The 15,133-nt window shown below is 72.6% G+C and carries 15 protein-coding genes; 4 read left to right on the forward strand and 11 right to left on the reverse strand.

All coding sequences use genetic code 11. The annotated features are described in order from the left end of the window. Nucleotides 1–2: 2 nt before the first annotated feature. The 6 genes from ACFYQ6_RS24330 to ACFYQ6_RS24355 form a co-directional block, all read right to left on the reverse strand. Nucleotides 3–920 carry a DUF6895 family protein gene (locus tag ACFYQ6_RS24330; protein ID WP_361577338.1) on the reverse strand — a complete coding sequence of 306 codons (918 nt, stop codon included), beginning with the start codon at nt 918–920 and terminating at the stop codon, nt 3–5. After that, the gene (locus ACFYQ6_RS24335) at nt 917–1,648 is read right to left on the reverse strand and encodes a hypothetical protein (protein ID WP_388764868.1); all 732 of its coding nucleotides are present in this window, start codon (nt 1,646–1,648) and stop codon (nt 917–919) included. Before ACFYQ6_RS24335 ends, ACFYQ6_RS24330 begins: the two co-directional genes overlap by 4 nt. After that, the gene (locus ACFYQ6_RS24340) at nt 1,645–1,827 is read right to left on the reverse strand and encodes a hypothetical protein (RefSeq protein WP_361577332.1); all 183 of its coding nucleotides are present in this window, start codon (nt 1,825–1,827) and stop codon (nt 1,645–1,647) included. The genes ACFYQ6_RS24335 and ACFYQ6_RS24340 overlap by 4 nt, the downstream gene beginning before the upstream one ends. Nucleotides 1,828–2,125: 298 nt before the next feature. Further along, nucleotides 2,126–3,481: a hypothetical protein gene (locus tag ACFYQ6_RS24345; RefSeq protein ID WP_361577329.1), complete on the reverse strand. Its 1,356-nt coding sequence runs from the start codon at nt 3,479–3,481 to the stop codon at nt 2,126–2,128. 135 nt (nt 3,482–3,616) lie between these two features. Continuing rightward, entirely contained in the window at nt 3,617–3,997 is a 381-nt protein-coding gene (locus ACFYQ6_RS24350) for a PPOX class F420-dependent oxidoreductase (RefSeq protein WP_361577326.1), read from the reverse strand. 115 nt (nt 3,998–4,112) lie between these two features. Next, the gene (locus ACFYQ6_RS24355) at nt 4,113–4,388 is read right to left on the reverse strand and encodes a helix-turn-helix domain-containing protein (protein WP_388764871.1); all 276 of its coding nucleotides are present in this window, start codon (nt 4,386–4,388) and stop codon (nt 4,113–4,115) included. A gap of 41 nt (nt 4,389–4,429) precedes the next feature. Here ACFYQ6_RS24355 and map point away from each other — a divergent pair, with 41 nt between their 5' ends. Continuing rightward, nucleotides 4,430–5,197 carry a type I methionyl aminopeptidase gene (map, locus tag ACFYQ6_RS24360; RefSeq protein ID WP_361577321.1) on the forward strand — a complete coding sequence of 256 codons (768 nt, stop codon included), beginning with the start codon at nt 4,430–4,432 and terminating at the stop codon, nt 5,195–5,197. 35 nt (nt 5,198–5,232) lie between these two features. Here map and ACFYQ6_RS24365 read toward each other — a convergent pair whose 3' ends face one another. Both ACFYQ6_RS24365 and ggt read right to left on the reverse strand, forming a co-directional pair. Next, the gene (locus tag ACFYQ6_RS24365; protein WP_361577941.1) at nt 5,233–5,913 is read right to left on the reverse strand and encodes a glycoside hydrolase family 75 protein; all 681 of its coding nucleotides are present in this window, start codon (nt 5,911–5,913) and stop codon (nt 5,233–5,235) included. 163 nt (nt 5,914–6,076) lie between these two features. Further along, nucleotides 6,077–7,882: a gamma-glutamyltransferase gene (gene ggt / locus ACFYQ6_RS24370; protein ID WP_361577318.1), complete on the reverse strand. Its 1,806-nt coding sequence runs from the start codon at nt 7,880–7,882 to the stop codon at nt 6,077–6,079. A gap of 105 nt (nt 7,883–7,987) precedes the next feature. Here ggt and ACFYQ6_RS24375 point away from each other — a divergent pair, with 105 nt between their 5' ends. Further along, a complete protein-coding gene (locus ACFYQ6_RS24375; RefSeq protein ID WP_361577315.1) occupies nt 7,988–8,734 on the forward strand; it encodes a hypothetical protein in 747 nt (248 codons plus the stop codon). A 127-nt stretch (nt 8,735–8,861) separates the two neighbouring features. Here ACFYQ6_RS24375 and ACFYQ6_RS24380 read toward each other — a convergent pair whose 3' ends face one another. From ACFYQ6_RS24380 to ACFYQ6_RS24390, 3 genes are read right to left on the reverse strand one after another with little or no spacing between them, the layout of a single operon-like run. Continuing rightward, nucleotides 8,862–10,544 (reverse strand): nitrite/sulfite reductase, encoded by a 1,683-nt coding sequence (locus tag ACFYQ6_RS24380; RefSeq protein WP_361577312.1) that lies wholly within the window; start codon nt 10,542–10,544, stop codon nt 8,862–8,864. Between the two features lie 45 nt (nt 10,545–10,589). After that, the gene (locus tag ACFYQ6_RS24385; protein WP_388764874.1) at nt 10,590–11,831 is read right to left on the reverse strand and encodes a hypothetical protein; all 1,242 of its coding nucleotides are present in this window, start codon (nt 11,829–11,831) and stop codon (nt 10,590–10,592) included. Further along, entirely contained in the window at nt 11,828–13,540 is a 1,713-nt protein-coding gene (locus tag ACFYQ6_RS24390) for a hypothetical protein (RefSeq protein ID WP_388764876.1), read from the reverse strand. Before ACFYQ6_RS24390 ends, ACFYQ6_RS24385 begins: the two co-directional genes overlap by 4 nt. Nucleotides 13,541–14,088: 548 nt before the next feature. On the opposite strand from ACFYQ6_RS24390, the gene ACFYQ6_RS24395 reads away from it, so the two are divergent. Both ACFYQ6_RS24395 and ACFYQ6_RS24400 read left to right on the forward strand, forming a co-directional pair. Further along, entirely contained in the window at nt 14,089–14,775 is a 687-nt protein-coding gene (locus tag ACFYQ6_RS24395) for a phosphoadenylyl-sulfate reductase (RefSeq protein ID WP_361577303.1), read from the forward strand. Then, nucleotides 14,757–15,133, forward strand: a 377-nt coding sequence (locus ACFYQ6_RS24400) for a phosphoadenosine phosphosulfate reductase family protein (protein WP_388764880.1), incomplete at its 3' end; no start/stop codon positions are given. The genes ACFYQ6_RS24395 and ACFYQ6_RS24400, both read left to right, overlap by 19 nt.

Here is a 15,133-nt window from a genome sequence, read left to right on the forward strand (position 1 = left end):
CTTCACCGCTGCGCAGCCCTGGCGAGCGCGACGGATCCGGCGACGGCGGCGACGACGACCGTGTGCTGGTGGTCGGTGAACCGCTGCTGCGGGTCGTCGTCGACGGGGTCGCTGTCGCGGGGCACCAGCCCGTCCTCGTGCTGGAGCGCGGCGACCGCCTCCCAGTCCTCCGGCCGGAAGTACGGGTCCTCGATGCAGGCCCCGACGACGAGCAGCTCCGTGACCAGGTCCCACTGGCCCACCTCACGCCAGACGTCGATCCATACGGGGAGCCAGGTACGTACGTAGTCCGCGAGTTCGGGCGGCAGCCCGCCCGGGTTCCCGCCCCAGTCGGTGAGGTGGAAGACGGTGTGGGTGACCGCGTAGGCCGTGATCCAGTTGATGGCCCACGGCTCGGGACGGGCGCCGAGCCAGGTGGCCGCGGCGAGTGCGCCCATGTCGTCCGTGGTCCGCAGTCCCACGATCCGGGCGGCGTTGGCGACGGCGAGGCGCCGGTTGGGCAGGACCTCCACGCTGCCGGCCGACCGCATCCGGGAACGGTGGGCGAGGAGGTGGTCGAGCCCTTCGTGCCGGTATCCGCAGCGGACGAAGGGGGCGTACATCTCCAGTGGATCCGTCATCAGGGTGTGGCGGAGCTGGCGTTCGTAGATCATGTCGCCGCGCCTGAACTGTTCCCAGGTGAAATCCATCAGGCTCTGGGCGGCGGCCAGACGGCCGGGGCCCGCGACCCCGTCGCGCAGGATCAGGGAGGCCGCGAGGGTGGTCTCCCCGAGGGGCTTGTAGACGCTGTCGGGGTCGGCCATGGTCTCGGTCGTGCCCGGTGGCAGGCCACCGAGGTTCCGGTTGGCGTGCAGCCACGACAGCGCACGGTCCGCCATGCTGCGGGCCGCCCGGGTGACCGGCTCGGGGATCGTCGTCATGGGCGTGCCGTCTCCTTGGGGGGCGTGCCGGGCCGCTGTTCGAGGAAGTGCCGGGCGATCGCCAGGTCCAGGGCGGTACGCGGGCCGGCCCCGCCCACCAGCCAGGCGTGTTCGGCCGCGACGTCCGGGTCCAGGGGCAGTTCGGCGCCCTCGTGCCGCAGCCAGGCGAGCCACCGCACGAGGCGCAGGGCGGTGGGGAAGTCACGGCGCAGGATCGAGCGGCTGACCCCGCGGCTCAGGGACAGCACCCCGTCACGGGCTGCCGCGTGGACCGGCCCGTCGAGACCGAGTGTCGCGAGCGGGGCGAGCTGAGCCATCCGGACGCACCAGCCGCTCCAGCCGTTGGAGGGGTCGAGGGCGGCATCCTCCGGCGGTGCCGGCGCGAGCGTCCGCAGGGTGTCGTCCCCGGTGAGCCGGGCGAGCAGGGCCGCGGTGGCGTGGTCGCGGTGGGCGACCGCCGGCTCCTCGGGGGCGTCGGACGCGGGGAACGCGTCGAACGCCTTGGCCACGACGGCCGCGTCCTGCGCCTGGAGGGGGTCGCCCTTGAGGAGATGAGGGCTGAAGACGTCGGCGCCGAGCACCCGGACGGCCGCCAGGGCCGCGAGGGTGTCGGGGGCGTCGTCGACGTACCGCGCCAGCTGCACGGCGCCCCCGGTGCCGCTGAGGGCACCGAGGACACCGATTGCCAGGGCGTCGGCCGCCTCGGCGAATGCGGAGTGGGAACTCACTTGCCCCGGGGCTCCTTCGGCTCCTTGGGAGACAGGAGGAGGAGGGCGAGCAGGAAGCCCGCGGCCTCGGGGGTGTAGAGCGGGGCGTCGCTGACGGCCGCCTCGGGCTCCGCCATCAGTGCGCTCAGCGTGGTGGTCTGTGCGGGTGTCGCGGTGAGTGCGAACTCCTTGGTAAGCATGGTGCCTCCACATCACTGGGGGGACATGTACCACTTGTGTGGTATGCCTCGAACGACGATAGGGGGTTTGTTGTGATTTATCTCCCCAACCCCGTGCGCATGGGCGACGCGTAGCCTCCACGACCCGCGCAAGGCGGCAGACCGCGCTCCGGCTTCCGGACGCGTTCGGCCTCGGCCGCGCACGCCGGACGGGCGGTACACGGCACCGGCGGGTCGGTCCACCGCGCCAGGTCGGTCACACCGCCGGGCAGCCCACCGCGCCAGGTCGGTCCACCGCGCCGGGCGGGGGCAGGCCGGTCTAAGGTGCCGCGACGCCCGCCGCCCGCAGCGCGTGCACCAGGTCCCATTCCCGCGCCGCCGACACCTCGCGTGCGGCGGCGAGCAGCCGTGGCACGAGGTGGCGGGGCCCGCCCTCGGCGATGCGGGCCGCGTCCTGCGGGGTCCGTACGCGGACGAAGGCGCCCAGCAGCGCCCGCGCCTCGGATTCCAGACCCGCCCGGTCTAGGGCGACCACGGCGTCGGCGATCTCGCCGGCGGGTCGGGCCACGCCCTGGCGCAGCAGTTGGCCGCAGTCGTCGGGGCGGCCGGCGGCGGTCAGCGAGGCGGCCGCCGCGGCGAGTTCGGCGGGCGGCAGCGAGGACACCTCCCAGAGCAGGGTGGCCCAGTCGGCGTCCAGGCCCGCCGCGTGCAGAGCTCCGGCGAGTACCGGTAGGCGGTCGGGCGGCCAGGCCGCCGCCTCGCAGAGGACGACGTGCGCCTCGCCGGTGCGGCCCTCCGCACGCAACCGCAGGAGCAGTTGCACGGCACCGTCGGCGGCCTGGCGTGCGGCCGGATCGGGTCCCGCGGTCCGGGACGCCCGCGCAGGGCCCTCCTCGGCCGGTGCCCCACCGAAGCGGGCCCCGCGCGGGGCGGAGGCCGAGAGCGCGGGGTACGGCAGGACAGGCGCGGCCGACGGCAGCGCGGCCGACTCGGCCTCCTCCTCGATGTCCAGGCCGGCGAAGCGGGCCCCGCGCGCCTTCCTGCGCCTGGGCGCGGGAGCAGCGGCGGGCACGGGAACCGCCTCGCCCTCCACCGGGCCCCGGGGAACGGGGGCGGGGCCCTCACCCGCCGCCGGGCGGCTCGCGCCGTCCGCAGGTTCCGCCCGGGACCGGTCCGCCGACGCGGAGCGCTCCACCGCGGCCAGCCGGTTGCGGAGCTCCGCGCAGCGAGCAGTGGCACGGGCGTGGTCGTCCCGCGCCCATGCCAGGGCGTCCGTCTCGCCGCCCGGTCCGGCCGCCTCCGCTCCGCCGGCGGCCCGCACCCGCTGCGCGGCGTACGCCTGCTCCCGGAGCATCACACCGAGCCGGTCGACGAGCGCCTGCCGCCCGCCCGGACGACCGTCGTACGCGGCGACCGACGCGGCGCACAGCCCGGCGGCCCGCACGGATTCCCTCGCGGCGTACGCTCCGCCGCGCACCGTGGCGAGGTCCTGGAGCAGCGACTCCACCACGTCCCAGGGCGGGACCTCGGTGCCGTCGAAGCAGGCGCGCATGCCCTCGGGGTCGCGCGCGCGGAAGACTCCGTACCAGCCCTGCCCGGGGTCGAGCAGCGCGGCCAGGTCTTGTAGGTACTGTGCGAACGCCCTTACTTCCACCGCATGCTGCTGCACTGTCACCGTCGCCCTCACCGGCCGCCCGACCGGACTCCTTCCGGTCCGCAGGCATTCGACCGCAGGCGTGTTACGGACGGGCTACGCGCTCTTTTCCGGCGCGGTGTGTCCGGAGCGCGCGAGGGGAGCGGCGCGCCCCCTCTAGAAGGTGACGGCGATGCCGGTGTGCGGGCGCTTGCCGAGGCGGGCGACCGTGGCGGGCCAGTCCACGAGCCAGAACTTCCACGTGTACTTGCGGGCGAGCACCTTGCGCACCGCGGCGGTCCCCGCGCCGTCGAGCAGCCGGGCCGTGCCCTCGGCGCTCGGCGCACCCTCGGCGATCCGGCCGCGGACGTCGCAGACGGTCACGCGGACCCTGCTGTCGTTACGCAGCCGCTTGACCTTCCAGGAGTCGGACCGCGTCCAGATGTACAGCACGCCGCCGTCGGCCGCGGCCCAGACGGGCGTGGCGACGGGCGTGCCGTCCTTCCGGTACGTGGTCAGGCTGACGTACTCACTGCGGGCGAAGTCCTGGAGGGTCACGGGCGCGACCCTACTCCGGCAGGTTCCGGGAACGACAGTCCGGCGCCAGGCGCGGCAGACCTCTCCGAGACGGCAGCCTCCCGGATACGGCAGTCCCGCCCCGGACGCGTTGCCGCTACGCCAGGAGCGGCAGCTCGTCCGGCGCCGGCAGCGCCACGCAGCGGGTGAGCAGTTCGTCCATCGACATCCCGAGGGCTCCCGCGAGGGCCGCCACCGTGAAGAACGCGGGGGTGGGTGCCCGCCCCGTCTCGATCTTGCGGAGCGTCTCTGCCGAGATCCCCGCGCTCGCGGCGACCGAGACCATGCTGCGTCCGCCTCGCGCCTCACGCAGCAGTTCGCCGAGCCGCTCGCCGCGGCGGCGCTCTTCCGGAGTCAAAGGGTTTCGAACCATGCCGTCATTCTAATACCGGTCGGACCGGTATAGTAATTGGCATGGTTCAGCTCAAGACAGATTCATCGATCGAGGCGATGCGTGAGACCGGCCGGGTCGTCGCACACGTGCTCGCCGCCGCCCGGAAGGCCGCCGTGGTCGGCGCGTCCCTGCACGAACTCGACGAGGCCGCTCGCGAGGTCCTGCGCGCGGCGGGCGCCGGCTCGCCCTTCCTCCACTACCGGCCGCACTTCGCCCCCACCCCCTTCCCGGCGGTGATCTGCACGTCCGTCAACGACGCCATCGTGCACGGCATCCCCACCGGCTACCGGCTCCGCGACGGGGACCTGGTGAGTGTCGACGCCGGAGCGACCCTGAACGGCTGGGCGGGTGACTCGGCCATCAGCTTCGTGGTCGGCCGGCCGCGGCCGGAGGACGTCCGGCTGGTCGACACGGCGTTCGCCGCACTGGAGGCGGGCATCGCGGCCGCGGTCGTCGGCAACCGCATCGGCGACATCGCGCACGCCATCGGCACGGTGTGCCGGGGCGCCGGCTACGGCATCCCGGACGGGTTCGGCGGGCACGGCATCGGCAGGAAGATGCACGAGGACCCGTCCGTACCGAACGAGGGACGCCCCGGCCGCGGCATGCCGTTGCGGCACGGGATGGTGCTGGCCATCGAGCCGATGCTGATCGGGGGCGGCACCGACGAGTTCCACGCGGACCCCGACGGCTGGACGCTGCGCGCGAGTGACGGCAGCCGCGCGGCCCACGCGGAGCACACGGTCGCCATCACGGACGCCGGGCCCCGGATCCTGACCGCGCCCTGAGCGGCTCTCCCGCGGGTCGCGCCCGGGGTGGACCGTCACTCCCCCGCGACGAACTTCCGGGCCAGGGCCTCACCCTTCTCGACGGCCACCCGGTGGTCCTCGATGGGCGAGACCTCTGATCCACGGAACAGGATGTACGTGACTCCGGACGCCGTGCCGCCGCTCCTGGGGTCGGGATCGATCCCGAGCGCCCGGGCCGTGGCGTACGACGCCTCCCCGATGATCCCGGCGGGGCCGGTGTCCCCCACCACGGCGTACTGGACCTTGCCGTCGTAGACCACGGCGGCGACGCCTCCCCCCTTGATCCCGGACTCGGCGTACTTCCAGAGCGGCCCTGGGCCCGGCACCACGACGTACGGCAGTGCGCCGGAGTCCAGCGGTTCGCCGGCCGACGTCAGGAACGCCGTGCCGGGCAGGAAGGAGGGGTCCGTCCTGGTGTTGCAGACCGCGGTGGTCCTCCCGTCGCAGTCGATGTCCATGTCCGCCTCCCAGAAGACGGCCTCCTTCGTCCCGCACACCGGGATCTTCGCCGGCCGGCCCTGGTCCGTCCGGTACAGGCCGTGGGAGATCCGGTCGCAGGTCCTCACCTTCGCCAGCAGTTCGGCGGCGCCCACGGCGCCTTCCCCTGGGGCTCTGCCCGACGAGGGGTTCGCCGTGGCGGGAAGGGCCGCGGCGGCGAGCACTGCGGCTCCTGAGGCTGTGGCGAGGGCGAGCATTCGCGTACGCACCGTGGGGGGATGCCCTTTCGCTGGACGCGGAGGACCCTGGCGGGCCCTCCCTTGCCGACAGGGCCAGGGGCCCCGGCCGCCGCACGGCCTCGGGGCCGGCGGGACGCGAGCGCGTCCTGCCGGCCCCGAGGCCCTGGCATGCGGCGAGCCGTCACGGACGGCCGCTCGGTCGGACCACCATCGCCGAGCCCCCGCCGCGCCGCACCTTTTCGGCGGCGGCGAGCCAGCGCCCGTCGGGCAGCCGCTGGACGCCCGTGGCCGCGCCGATCTCCGGGTTCGCCTTGAACACGTGTCCGAGCGCCTCCAGCTCCGCGCGGACCGGACTGTTCCAGAGCCCGGGCTCGATCTCGGTCGTGGCGGAGTTGCGCTGGCTGGCCCGCGGCGCGGCGATCGCGTCGACGAGGGGCAGTCCCCGGTCCAGGTGTCCGGTCAGGGACTGCAGGACGGTGGTGATGATCGTGGCACCGCCGGGTGAGCCGAGGGCCAGCACGGGCTTTCCGTGCTCCAGCACGACGGTCGGCGAGATGGAGGAGCGCGGGCGCTTGCCGGGCCCGGGCAGGTTCGGGTCGTGGACCGCCGGAGAGGCGGGCGCGAAGGAGAAGTCGGTCAGCTCGTTGTTGAGCAGGAAGCCACGGCCCGGCACGGTGATGCCGCTGCCGCCGGTCGACTCGATCGTCAGCGTGTAGGCGACGACGTTGCCCCACTTGTCGGCGGTCGTCAGATGCGTGGTGTTCTCGCCCTCGTACGTCGTCGGCGCGGCCTTGCCGCCGGACGCGCAACGCGCGGGATCACGCGGGTCCCCCGGAGCGAGCGGGCTCGTGAGGACGGCGTCGTCCTTGATGAGGCACTCGCGCGAGTCGGCGAAGCGCTGGCTGAGCAGTTCCCGCGTCGGCACGTCCTCGAACGCCGGGTCGCCCACCCAGCGGCCGCGGTCCGCGAAGGCGATCCGGCTCGCCTCGATCAGCCGGTGCAGGTAGCGCGTCTCGCTCGCCTTCGAAAGGTCCGTGGATTCGAGGATGTTGAGGGCTTCCCCCACGCTCGTGCCCCCGGACGAGGACGGCGCGATGCCGTACACGTCGAGGCCCCGGTAGGAGACCTTGGTCGGCGCCTGGCCGAGCGCGCGGTACGCCTTCAGGTCCGCGACCGTCAGATCACCGGGGCGCACCACCCGGGTGGCCGCCGGGTCCACGGGGGGATTGCGGACCGTGGAGACGATGTCCCTGGCCAGTTCACCCTGGTACAGCGCGTCCACGCCCTCACGGCCCAGCGTCCTGTACGTACGGGCGAGATCGGGGTTCTTGAAGACGGAGCCAGTCACCGGCAGTTGCCCGCCCGGCAGGAAGAGTTCCGCGCTCGCGGGGAAGTCGGCGAAGCGCGCCTGGTTGGAGGCGGTCTGGGAGCGGAAGGTGTCGTCCACGACGAAGCCGTCGCGGGCCAGACGCTCGGCGGGTTCGAGCAGGCGGCGAAGGGGCTTGCTGCCCCAGGCGTCGAGCGCCTTCTCCCAGGTGGCGGGCGTGCCGGGGGTCCCGACACCGAGACCGCTGGTCATGGCGTCGCTGAAGGGCACGGGCTGCCCGTTCTCCAGGAAGAGTGAAGAGTCGGCGCTGCGCGGGGCGGTCTCACGGCCGTCGATGGTGCGCACGGTCCGCGTTCGGGCGTCGTAGTGGACGAAGTACCCGCCACCGCCGATGCCCGCCGAGTAGGGCTCGGTGACACCCAGCGCCGCTGCGGTCGCCACGGCGGCGTCGACGGCGTTGCCTCCCTGGCGGAGCACCTCGATGCCGGCCGCCGACGCGTCGGCGTCGACACTCGACACGGCTCCCCCATAACCCACCGCCACGGGCGATTTGGGGACCTTCGGGGGTGGCGCCGGTGAGGCGGGGGCTGCTGCGGCGAGCGAGCCGATGACGGCGACGACGCTGAGGATCGACACATTCCGGCCTACGGAACGACGCATCCGTACCTCCAAGCAAGGATCGTCCGCGCAGGGTAACGCCGCACCACACGGATCGTCAGGACCGCCTCGGCCGTGTGTCCCGGCGGACCGCTAATATGCCCGCTCATGAATGACGACGTGCGCAACATCGTGCTCGGCCTCATAGCCGCCGGGATCAGCGCCGCCCTCGGCTGGCTCGCCCGCACGTATCTGTGGCGGCGCAAACTCCGGCGCAAGCAGGCCTTCTTCGGCCTGCCGGGGAACTCCGAGTGCCTGCTCGTCGTCAATCGCGAGGCGGGGGGCGACGGCGCCGTTCACCGCCACGACGTCTTCGCCCTGCTGGAACTCTCGGCCCTCATCAAGGACTGCTCGGCGCACGCCCAGATCGTCTCCCACGACACCGCGCAGCAGGGCTTCGGGGAGCGTACGGAGTTCTGTGTGGGAGGACCCGGCTCCAACCGGCGGATGGCCGCGCACCTCCAGTCCCTGCTGCCCGGCGTGAAGATCAACGTCACCCCGGAACCCGGCCCCGACCGCGCCGCGTTCCAGGTGGGTTCGGAGCGCTACCGGCTGGAGGCGGGCGTCAGCGAGTACGTACTGCTGGCGCGCCTGACGGGCAGTCAGGAGGCGCGTCCGGTCTTCCTGTTGTGCGGGCAGCGGGCCATCACCAATCAGGCGGCCTCGCGCTACCTCGTGCGCAACCACGAGAAGCTGCAGCGCAAGCACCGGGGTGGTTCGTTCGTCCTGCTGCTGAAGGTCGTCAACTCCCAGGCGTACGGCCCCGACGTGGTGGAACTGGTCGGGGATGTGACGCGAGCGGCGCAGGCCCCGCTGCCCACCGCGCCCCGGACCTCGCACCGGGCCGCCGGCTGAGCGGTGCGCGGCCGGACCGGGCGCACCCCCGGTCCGGCCGCGCCGTGCGTGCAGGGGCCGGGCGGCGCCCCGGTCCGGTCCGTACACCCCGGCGCCGCGCCTCTGGTCACCCCTGCCCCGGACGCGCTCAGGGCCTCAGCTCGTCCTCGTCGGCACGGGCCGCCCACTGTGCGAAGGTCTCGGTGACGTCCGCACGCCCCGCGAGGTAGCGCCGGGTCAACGTCTCGACGTAGACGGGGAGTTCGGCCGCCGTCGTCTTCAGCCCACGCAGTTTCCTCCCGAAGCCGGGGCTGCCGTTCTCGGCGAGTGCGAGCCCTCCGCCGAGGTGCACCTGGAACCCCTCCACCTGGTGGCCGTCGGGACCCGCGACCAGCTGCCCCTTGAGCCCGATGTCCGCGACCTGCGTACGGGCGCAGGCGTTCGGGCAGCCGTTCAGGTTGACGCTGATCTCCGTCTTGGTCTCGGGAAGGCGCTCCTCCAGCTCCCGCACCAGCTGCGCGGCGCGGCCCTTCGTCTCGACGATGGCGAGCTTGCAGTACTCGATGCCCGTACAGGCCATGGTCGAGCGGCGCCATGACGAGGGCTCGGCCTCGAGGCCCACGGCACGCAGGTCGCGCACGAGCGGCTCCGGGTCGGCCACGTCGAGCACCAGGAGCTTCTGGTACGGCGTGAGGCGTATCCGGCCGGATCCGTGCAGCTCCGCGATGTCGGCCAGTGCCGCCAGGCAGGTGCCGGACACCCTGCCCGCCAGAGGAGCCACTCCTACGTAGTGGCGCCCGTCCTTCTGCGGGTGCACACCGATGTGGTCGATGGGTCCGGGCGGCAGGACGGGCGCCGGGCCGTCGAGCAGGGGCCGTCCCAGGAACTCCTCCTCCAGGACCCGCCGGAACCGCTCCACACCCCAGTCGCTCACGAGGAACTTCAGCCGGGCCCGGTTCCGCAGCCGCCGGTACCCGTGGTCGCGGAACAGCCGGACGACGGCGAGCCAGACCTCCGGCACCTCCTCCAGCGGCACCCAGACGCCCAGCCGCTCGGCCAGCCGTGGCGCGGTGGACAGACCGCCTCCGACCCGGACGTCGAAACCCGGGCCGTGCACGGGGTGCACGGCTCCGAGGAAGGCGAGGTCGTTGGTCTCGTAGGGCCCGTCCGGCAGCCAGCCCACGGTCGTCTTGAACTTCCTCGGCAGGTTGGAGAGTTCGGGGTCGCCCACGAAGCGGTCGACGATCTCCCGGACCGCGGGGGTGGCGTCCACGATCTCGTCCTGGGACACCCCCGCGACGGGACTGCCCACGATCACACGCGGACAGTCCCCACAGGCCTCGGTGGTGGACAGCCCGACCGCTTCCAGCCGGCGCCAGATCTCGGGTACGTCCTCGATCCGCACCCAGTGCAGCTGGATGTTCTGCCGGTCGGTGATGTCGGCCGTGTCACGGCCGTACCGTGTCGAGAGGTCCGCGATCGTACGCAACTGCGCGAGGTCGAGCCTGCCCCCGTCGACCCGGACGCGGAGCATGAAGAACTCGTCGTCGAGCTCCTCGGGGGCCAGCACCGCCGTGCGCCCCCCGTCGATCCCCTGCCGTCGCTGGGTGTAGAGCCCCCACCACCGCAGCCGTCCTCTGAGATCGTCGGGCGGTATCGAGGCGAACCCCTGCCGGGCGTAGACCTCCTCCACGCGCCGGCGGACGAGCAACGGGTCCTCGGCCTGCTTGAACTGCTCGTTGGGGTTGAGCGGATCCCGGTGTCCGAGGGCCCATTGCCCGTGGTGGCGCGCCCCGGCCTGCTGCGGCCGGCCTGCGGGTGGCGTCGTCATGCGGTTCCCTCCCTGAGGGGTGCGGGTGGTGCGCTGCCGTCACTGCTAGGCCAGGGGGCCGGTGACCGGTGTGATCATCCCGTCGGGCAGCCAGTTCGTCCCGGCGGCTCCGTGGTGTCCCGTCCCCCCGGCTCCCGAGCCCGGGAGATAGGCCACGGCCGCCGCGTAGAGCTGCGCGGGGGCCTGCCGGACACCGCCCAGCGCCCGCTGCCACTCCTCGTATCCGGCCGCGGTGGGCTGCTCTCCGGGGTAGCGTCCGGCCAGCGCCGTCACGTACCTCATGGGCATCGGGTCACGCGGGGAGTACCGCAGGGCGATGAGCTGGCCGGCCGCCGGTTTCAGGGCCGGGGCGGTCAGCAGCCAGGGCGCCAGGTACGTGCCGCGCGCCGCGATCGTCCCTTCGGTGACCCGGCGGATCGTCGTGTCCGCCCCGGACCAGCCGGAGACGATGACCAGAGGGTGCCGGCCCTCCTCGGGGCCGACCACCCGCAGACCCGCCTTCGCGGCCTCGGAGCGCACCACCGTGCCGGCCTGGGCGCCCCGCGGGGAGGTGTCCTCGGCGAGCGCCAGGGTCTTCTCGCCGCGCTCCCTGAGATGGCGGACCGTGGAGCCGAGGGCCGAGGCGTCCTGCCCGGAGAGGCGGTCCGCCGGGCAGGTGGCGGGAAGCTGCCCGGCCGACGCCGCCGCGGCGCCCACGACGGCGCTGGCGCACTCGGGGCCGTCCGGCCCGGCCAGGCCGGTGCGGGACTCCGCCTCGCCCCGGCCGGTGTCCAGTTTCACCTCGCCCACCACTCCGCCGGCCTCGACCCAGAGGCTGCTCCTGCCGGGGGCCAGTTCCACGGTCACCCAGGTGCGTGTGCTTCCGGGCCGCCGCTCACCGGCGACGAGGTGGTCGCGATCGGTCCCGGCGGAGGCCTTCGGCGTCGCCACGGAGACCAGGTTGGTGCCGGGGCGATTCGGCACGACCGTGACCGTCACCGCCTCTCCGCCGGCCTGGAAGACCGCCTGCACCGGGGTGCCCGTGGTGGGTGCGGCCACCGGTTCCGGGCCCCGGGCGGGGGCGAGGCTCACCAGCACCGCCACCGCGAGGACCAGGCAGAAGTAGCCGGCGCTGACCGAGCGGCGCCGCATCCTCCCGCTGCGGATCATCAGCAGGCCGCCGCCGAGGCCGAGGGCCAGGACGAGGGCGGTGGGGAGCAGGTCACCGCCCGGTACGAGGGACTGCCCGAGGTGACCGAGGGGTGCTCCGGCCGCGGTCACCTCGGGCATGGTGGAGGTGTCTCTCACCGCAGGGCACGATCGCTGACCACGAACAGCACCCCGTGCGGTCTGCTGTTGCCGGTGGCTCCGTGCGGCCACGACTCCCTGTCGAAGCTCACACAGGGCTTCCCGGTCACCTCGTCGCGGAACGACCGGTCGGGCGAGATCTTGCCCTTCCGGTCCAGGTCGAACAGGCAGACCCGGTGGTCACCGCCGCCGCCGAAGGTGCCGGCGATGAAGTAGTTGGACGTCGCGATCCGCCTGATCCGGTCGGTCTCGCGGTACTTCCCCTTCCCGTCGCGGGCGAAGTTGTCCATGGCACCCCAGTGCGGACCGCCGTCGGTGACATCGCGGATCGGCATGACGTCGACCAGCTCGGGGCAGTCGCGTTCGTCGCCTCCCTGGGAGACCTCGTGGAGCTGGTCCACCGAGCACCTGGCCGAGTTGCCGGACCGCAGCAGCTTCTGGATGTCCAGGACGTAGAGCATGCCGGTCGTCTTGTCGAGCGGCTTCCCGTACGGGGTCGACTGCCCCATCACGGTGTGGAAGAGGTAGCGGTCGTCCGGGCTCACCGCGAGCCAGCTGGAGTTGTCGCCGCCGCCGGTGACCGTCTCGTCCTCCTGGAAGGACCGGTAGGCGGTGGTGTCGTCGAACACCTCCTTCCACTCGGGCTTCGCGGCTGCGATGTCCGGGGTGTAGAAGACGGCGCCACCGGCCATCGAGGAGACGAACGCCCCACGGTGACCCGGCTTGTTCGGCAGTGCGGTCTCCATGACCACACGGGACTCGGCGAAGGTCGCCGAGGCCTCCAGCGGAGCGCGGGGGCCGTCGGGCACCTTGGTGACCGAGAGCAGTTCCGGCCGGGAGCGGTCGCTGATGTCGAAGACGCGCACGGTCTGCCGGGCCACGGTCGGGCCCGACGCCGTGGCCGACTTGGCCGTGGCACCGGGGGCCGCGACACTCCTCGCCTCCGCGAAGTCGCTCGCCACCATGAGGTCGAGGTCCTCGCGTACGGCTATGCCGTGCGGGTTGGCGCAGGTGGCCTTCTCCAGGGAGGGCACGTTGGCGCACCGGTTGGGGTCCTCCCCCTCCTCGGTGGCGGCGGGGATCTCGGCCAGCGTGCGGCCGTCCTCACCTATGTGCACGATCTCGCCAGGCGATCCGCCGGCGCCGTTGCCCTCCCTGACCTCACCGTTGGTGTAGGTACAGGGTCCGGTGACGTTCGGGCCGCCCATGTAGGTGCCGTACGCGGTGCCGTCCTTCAGTACCTGGTAGGCGTCCGGCAGCGTCCCGCAGGGAGTGTCCGTCGGCGTGTTGACCCCGACCAGCTTCAGCTCCGGCAGAGCCTTGGTGTCGAAGACGAACGTCGTGTCGGAGTAGATGCCGCCGGCGTAGAGCCGGTCGCCCTTGTGCCAGACGTACTGCATGTGGTGCGGCTCGTTGCCCGTGCCCGGTCCGGTGGTCACCGTGTTGGCCACCTTGCCGTACGAACGGGATCCGGGGGTCGCGTCGATGACGGTGAGGAAGTCGGGGGCCGCGGGGTCCTCGGAGCCGGCCCAGGCGAGCAGCCATTCACGGCCGGGGCCCGACGCCGCGCGGACCAGGTGGTTCGTGGCGGTGTAGGTGATGCCGTCACGTGCCTCGAATCGGGACGTGGAGGTGACGGGGGTGTCCGCCGCCTGTCCGGAGCCGGACAGAAGTCCGGTGGCCATGCCCAGCGCCATGAGTCCCACCACGGTACGCCGTGCCAATGTGTTGTTTCGGAGTCTGCCCGTCGGCATCTCTGCGTGCACCCCTTTCGCCTTTTCTGCGACCCGGTCCCGGAACAGGCGCCGAATTCGCCGTCAAAACTTTTGCGAAATGTTTCCTGTGAACTGTCGCAGGGCCCGCTGACCGACGTCTGATGTGCGGCTTGCTGCGCACTGACGCAGCGCCGGACCGGAGTGGCGGCACGGGAACGGCGCCTCCGGCACCCGATCAGCCCGAGGTCAGCGCCGCGTATACCGGCCTCGTTAATCTGCTGGCGCTGCACAGGGTGGGACGGGGACGAGACTCCGGCACCAGCCGCTGGACTTTTCCGGATCGCCTGGCGGGCCCTGCGGTCGGCAGCCACTTGGAGGGTCCGTGAGTGAGCGCGTAGCACCGTTCCACTGCCCATATTGCGGAGACGAGGATCTGAGGCCTTCGGATACCGGCCGCGGAGCTTGGGAATGCATGGCGTGCATACGCGCATTCAAGCTCTCTTTCCTCGGACTCCTCACCCGGGGATTCACCAAGGAAGCCAATGATGCGCATATCTGAGCAGTGGGCCGTCGAAGCGGGCCGCAGACTGGAGAACTCCTCGGCGATCGAGGTGCTGCGGTGGGCCGCCGGCACTTTCGGGAAGCGCTTCTGCGTGACCTCCTCGATGGAGGACGCGGTGGTCGCGCATCTGGCCTCCCGGGTCATGCCCGGGGTGGACGTGGTGTTCCTGGACACCGGCTATCACTTCGAGGAGACCATCGGCACGCGGGACGCGGTGGAGGCGGTGATGGACGTCAACGTCGTCACGCTGACCCCGCGCCGGACGGTGGCCGAACAGGACGCCGAGTTCGGCCCGAAGCTGCACGACCGTGACCCCGACCTGTGCTGCGCGATGCGCAAGGTCGAGCCGCTCCAGGAGGCGCTGGCTCCGTACGACGCGTGGGTGACGGGGCTGCGCCGTGAGGACTCCCCGGGCCGGGCGGCGACGCCGGTCGTGGGCTGGGACCGGGGCCGCAAGAAGGTGAAGATCTCGCCCGTCGCGCGGTGGACGCGGGCCGACGTGGACGCGTACGTCGCCGAGCACGGCGTCCTCACCAACCCGCTGCTGGCGGACGGTTACGCCTCCGTCGGCTGTGCCCCCTGCACCCGGCGGGTGCAGGAGGGCGAGGACGCCAGGGCCGGCCGCTGGGCCGGACGCGGCAAGACCGAATGCGGGTTACACGGATGACGCCGACAGCCCTGGTACGGAGCCATCTGGACTCGTTGGAGTCGGAGGCGGTGCACATCTTCCGTGAGGTCGCGGGTGAGTTCGAGCGGCCGGTGATCCTGTTCTCCGGCGGCAAGGACTCGATCCTGATGCTGCACCTCGCGCTGAAGGCCTTCGCTCCCGCACCCATACCCTTCACGCTCCTGCACGTCGACACCGGCCACAACTTCCCCGAGGTCCTCGACTACCGCGACCGCACCGTCGACAAGCACGGCCTGCGCCTCCACGTCGCCTCCGTCCAGGACTACATCGACGCCGGCAAACTCCGCGAACGCCCCGACGGCACCCGCAACCCCCTCCAGACCGTCCCGCTCACCGA

This window comes from Streptomyces sp. NPDC005494 (genome assembly GCF_042872025.1).
GTDB lineage: Bacteria > Actinomycetota > Actinomycetes > Streptomycetales > Streptomycetaceae > Streptomyces.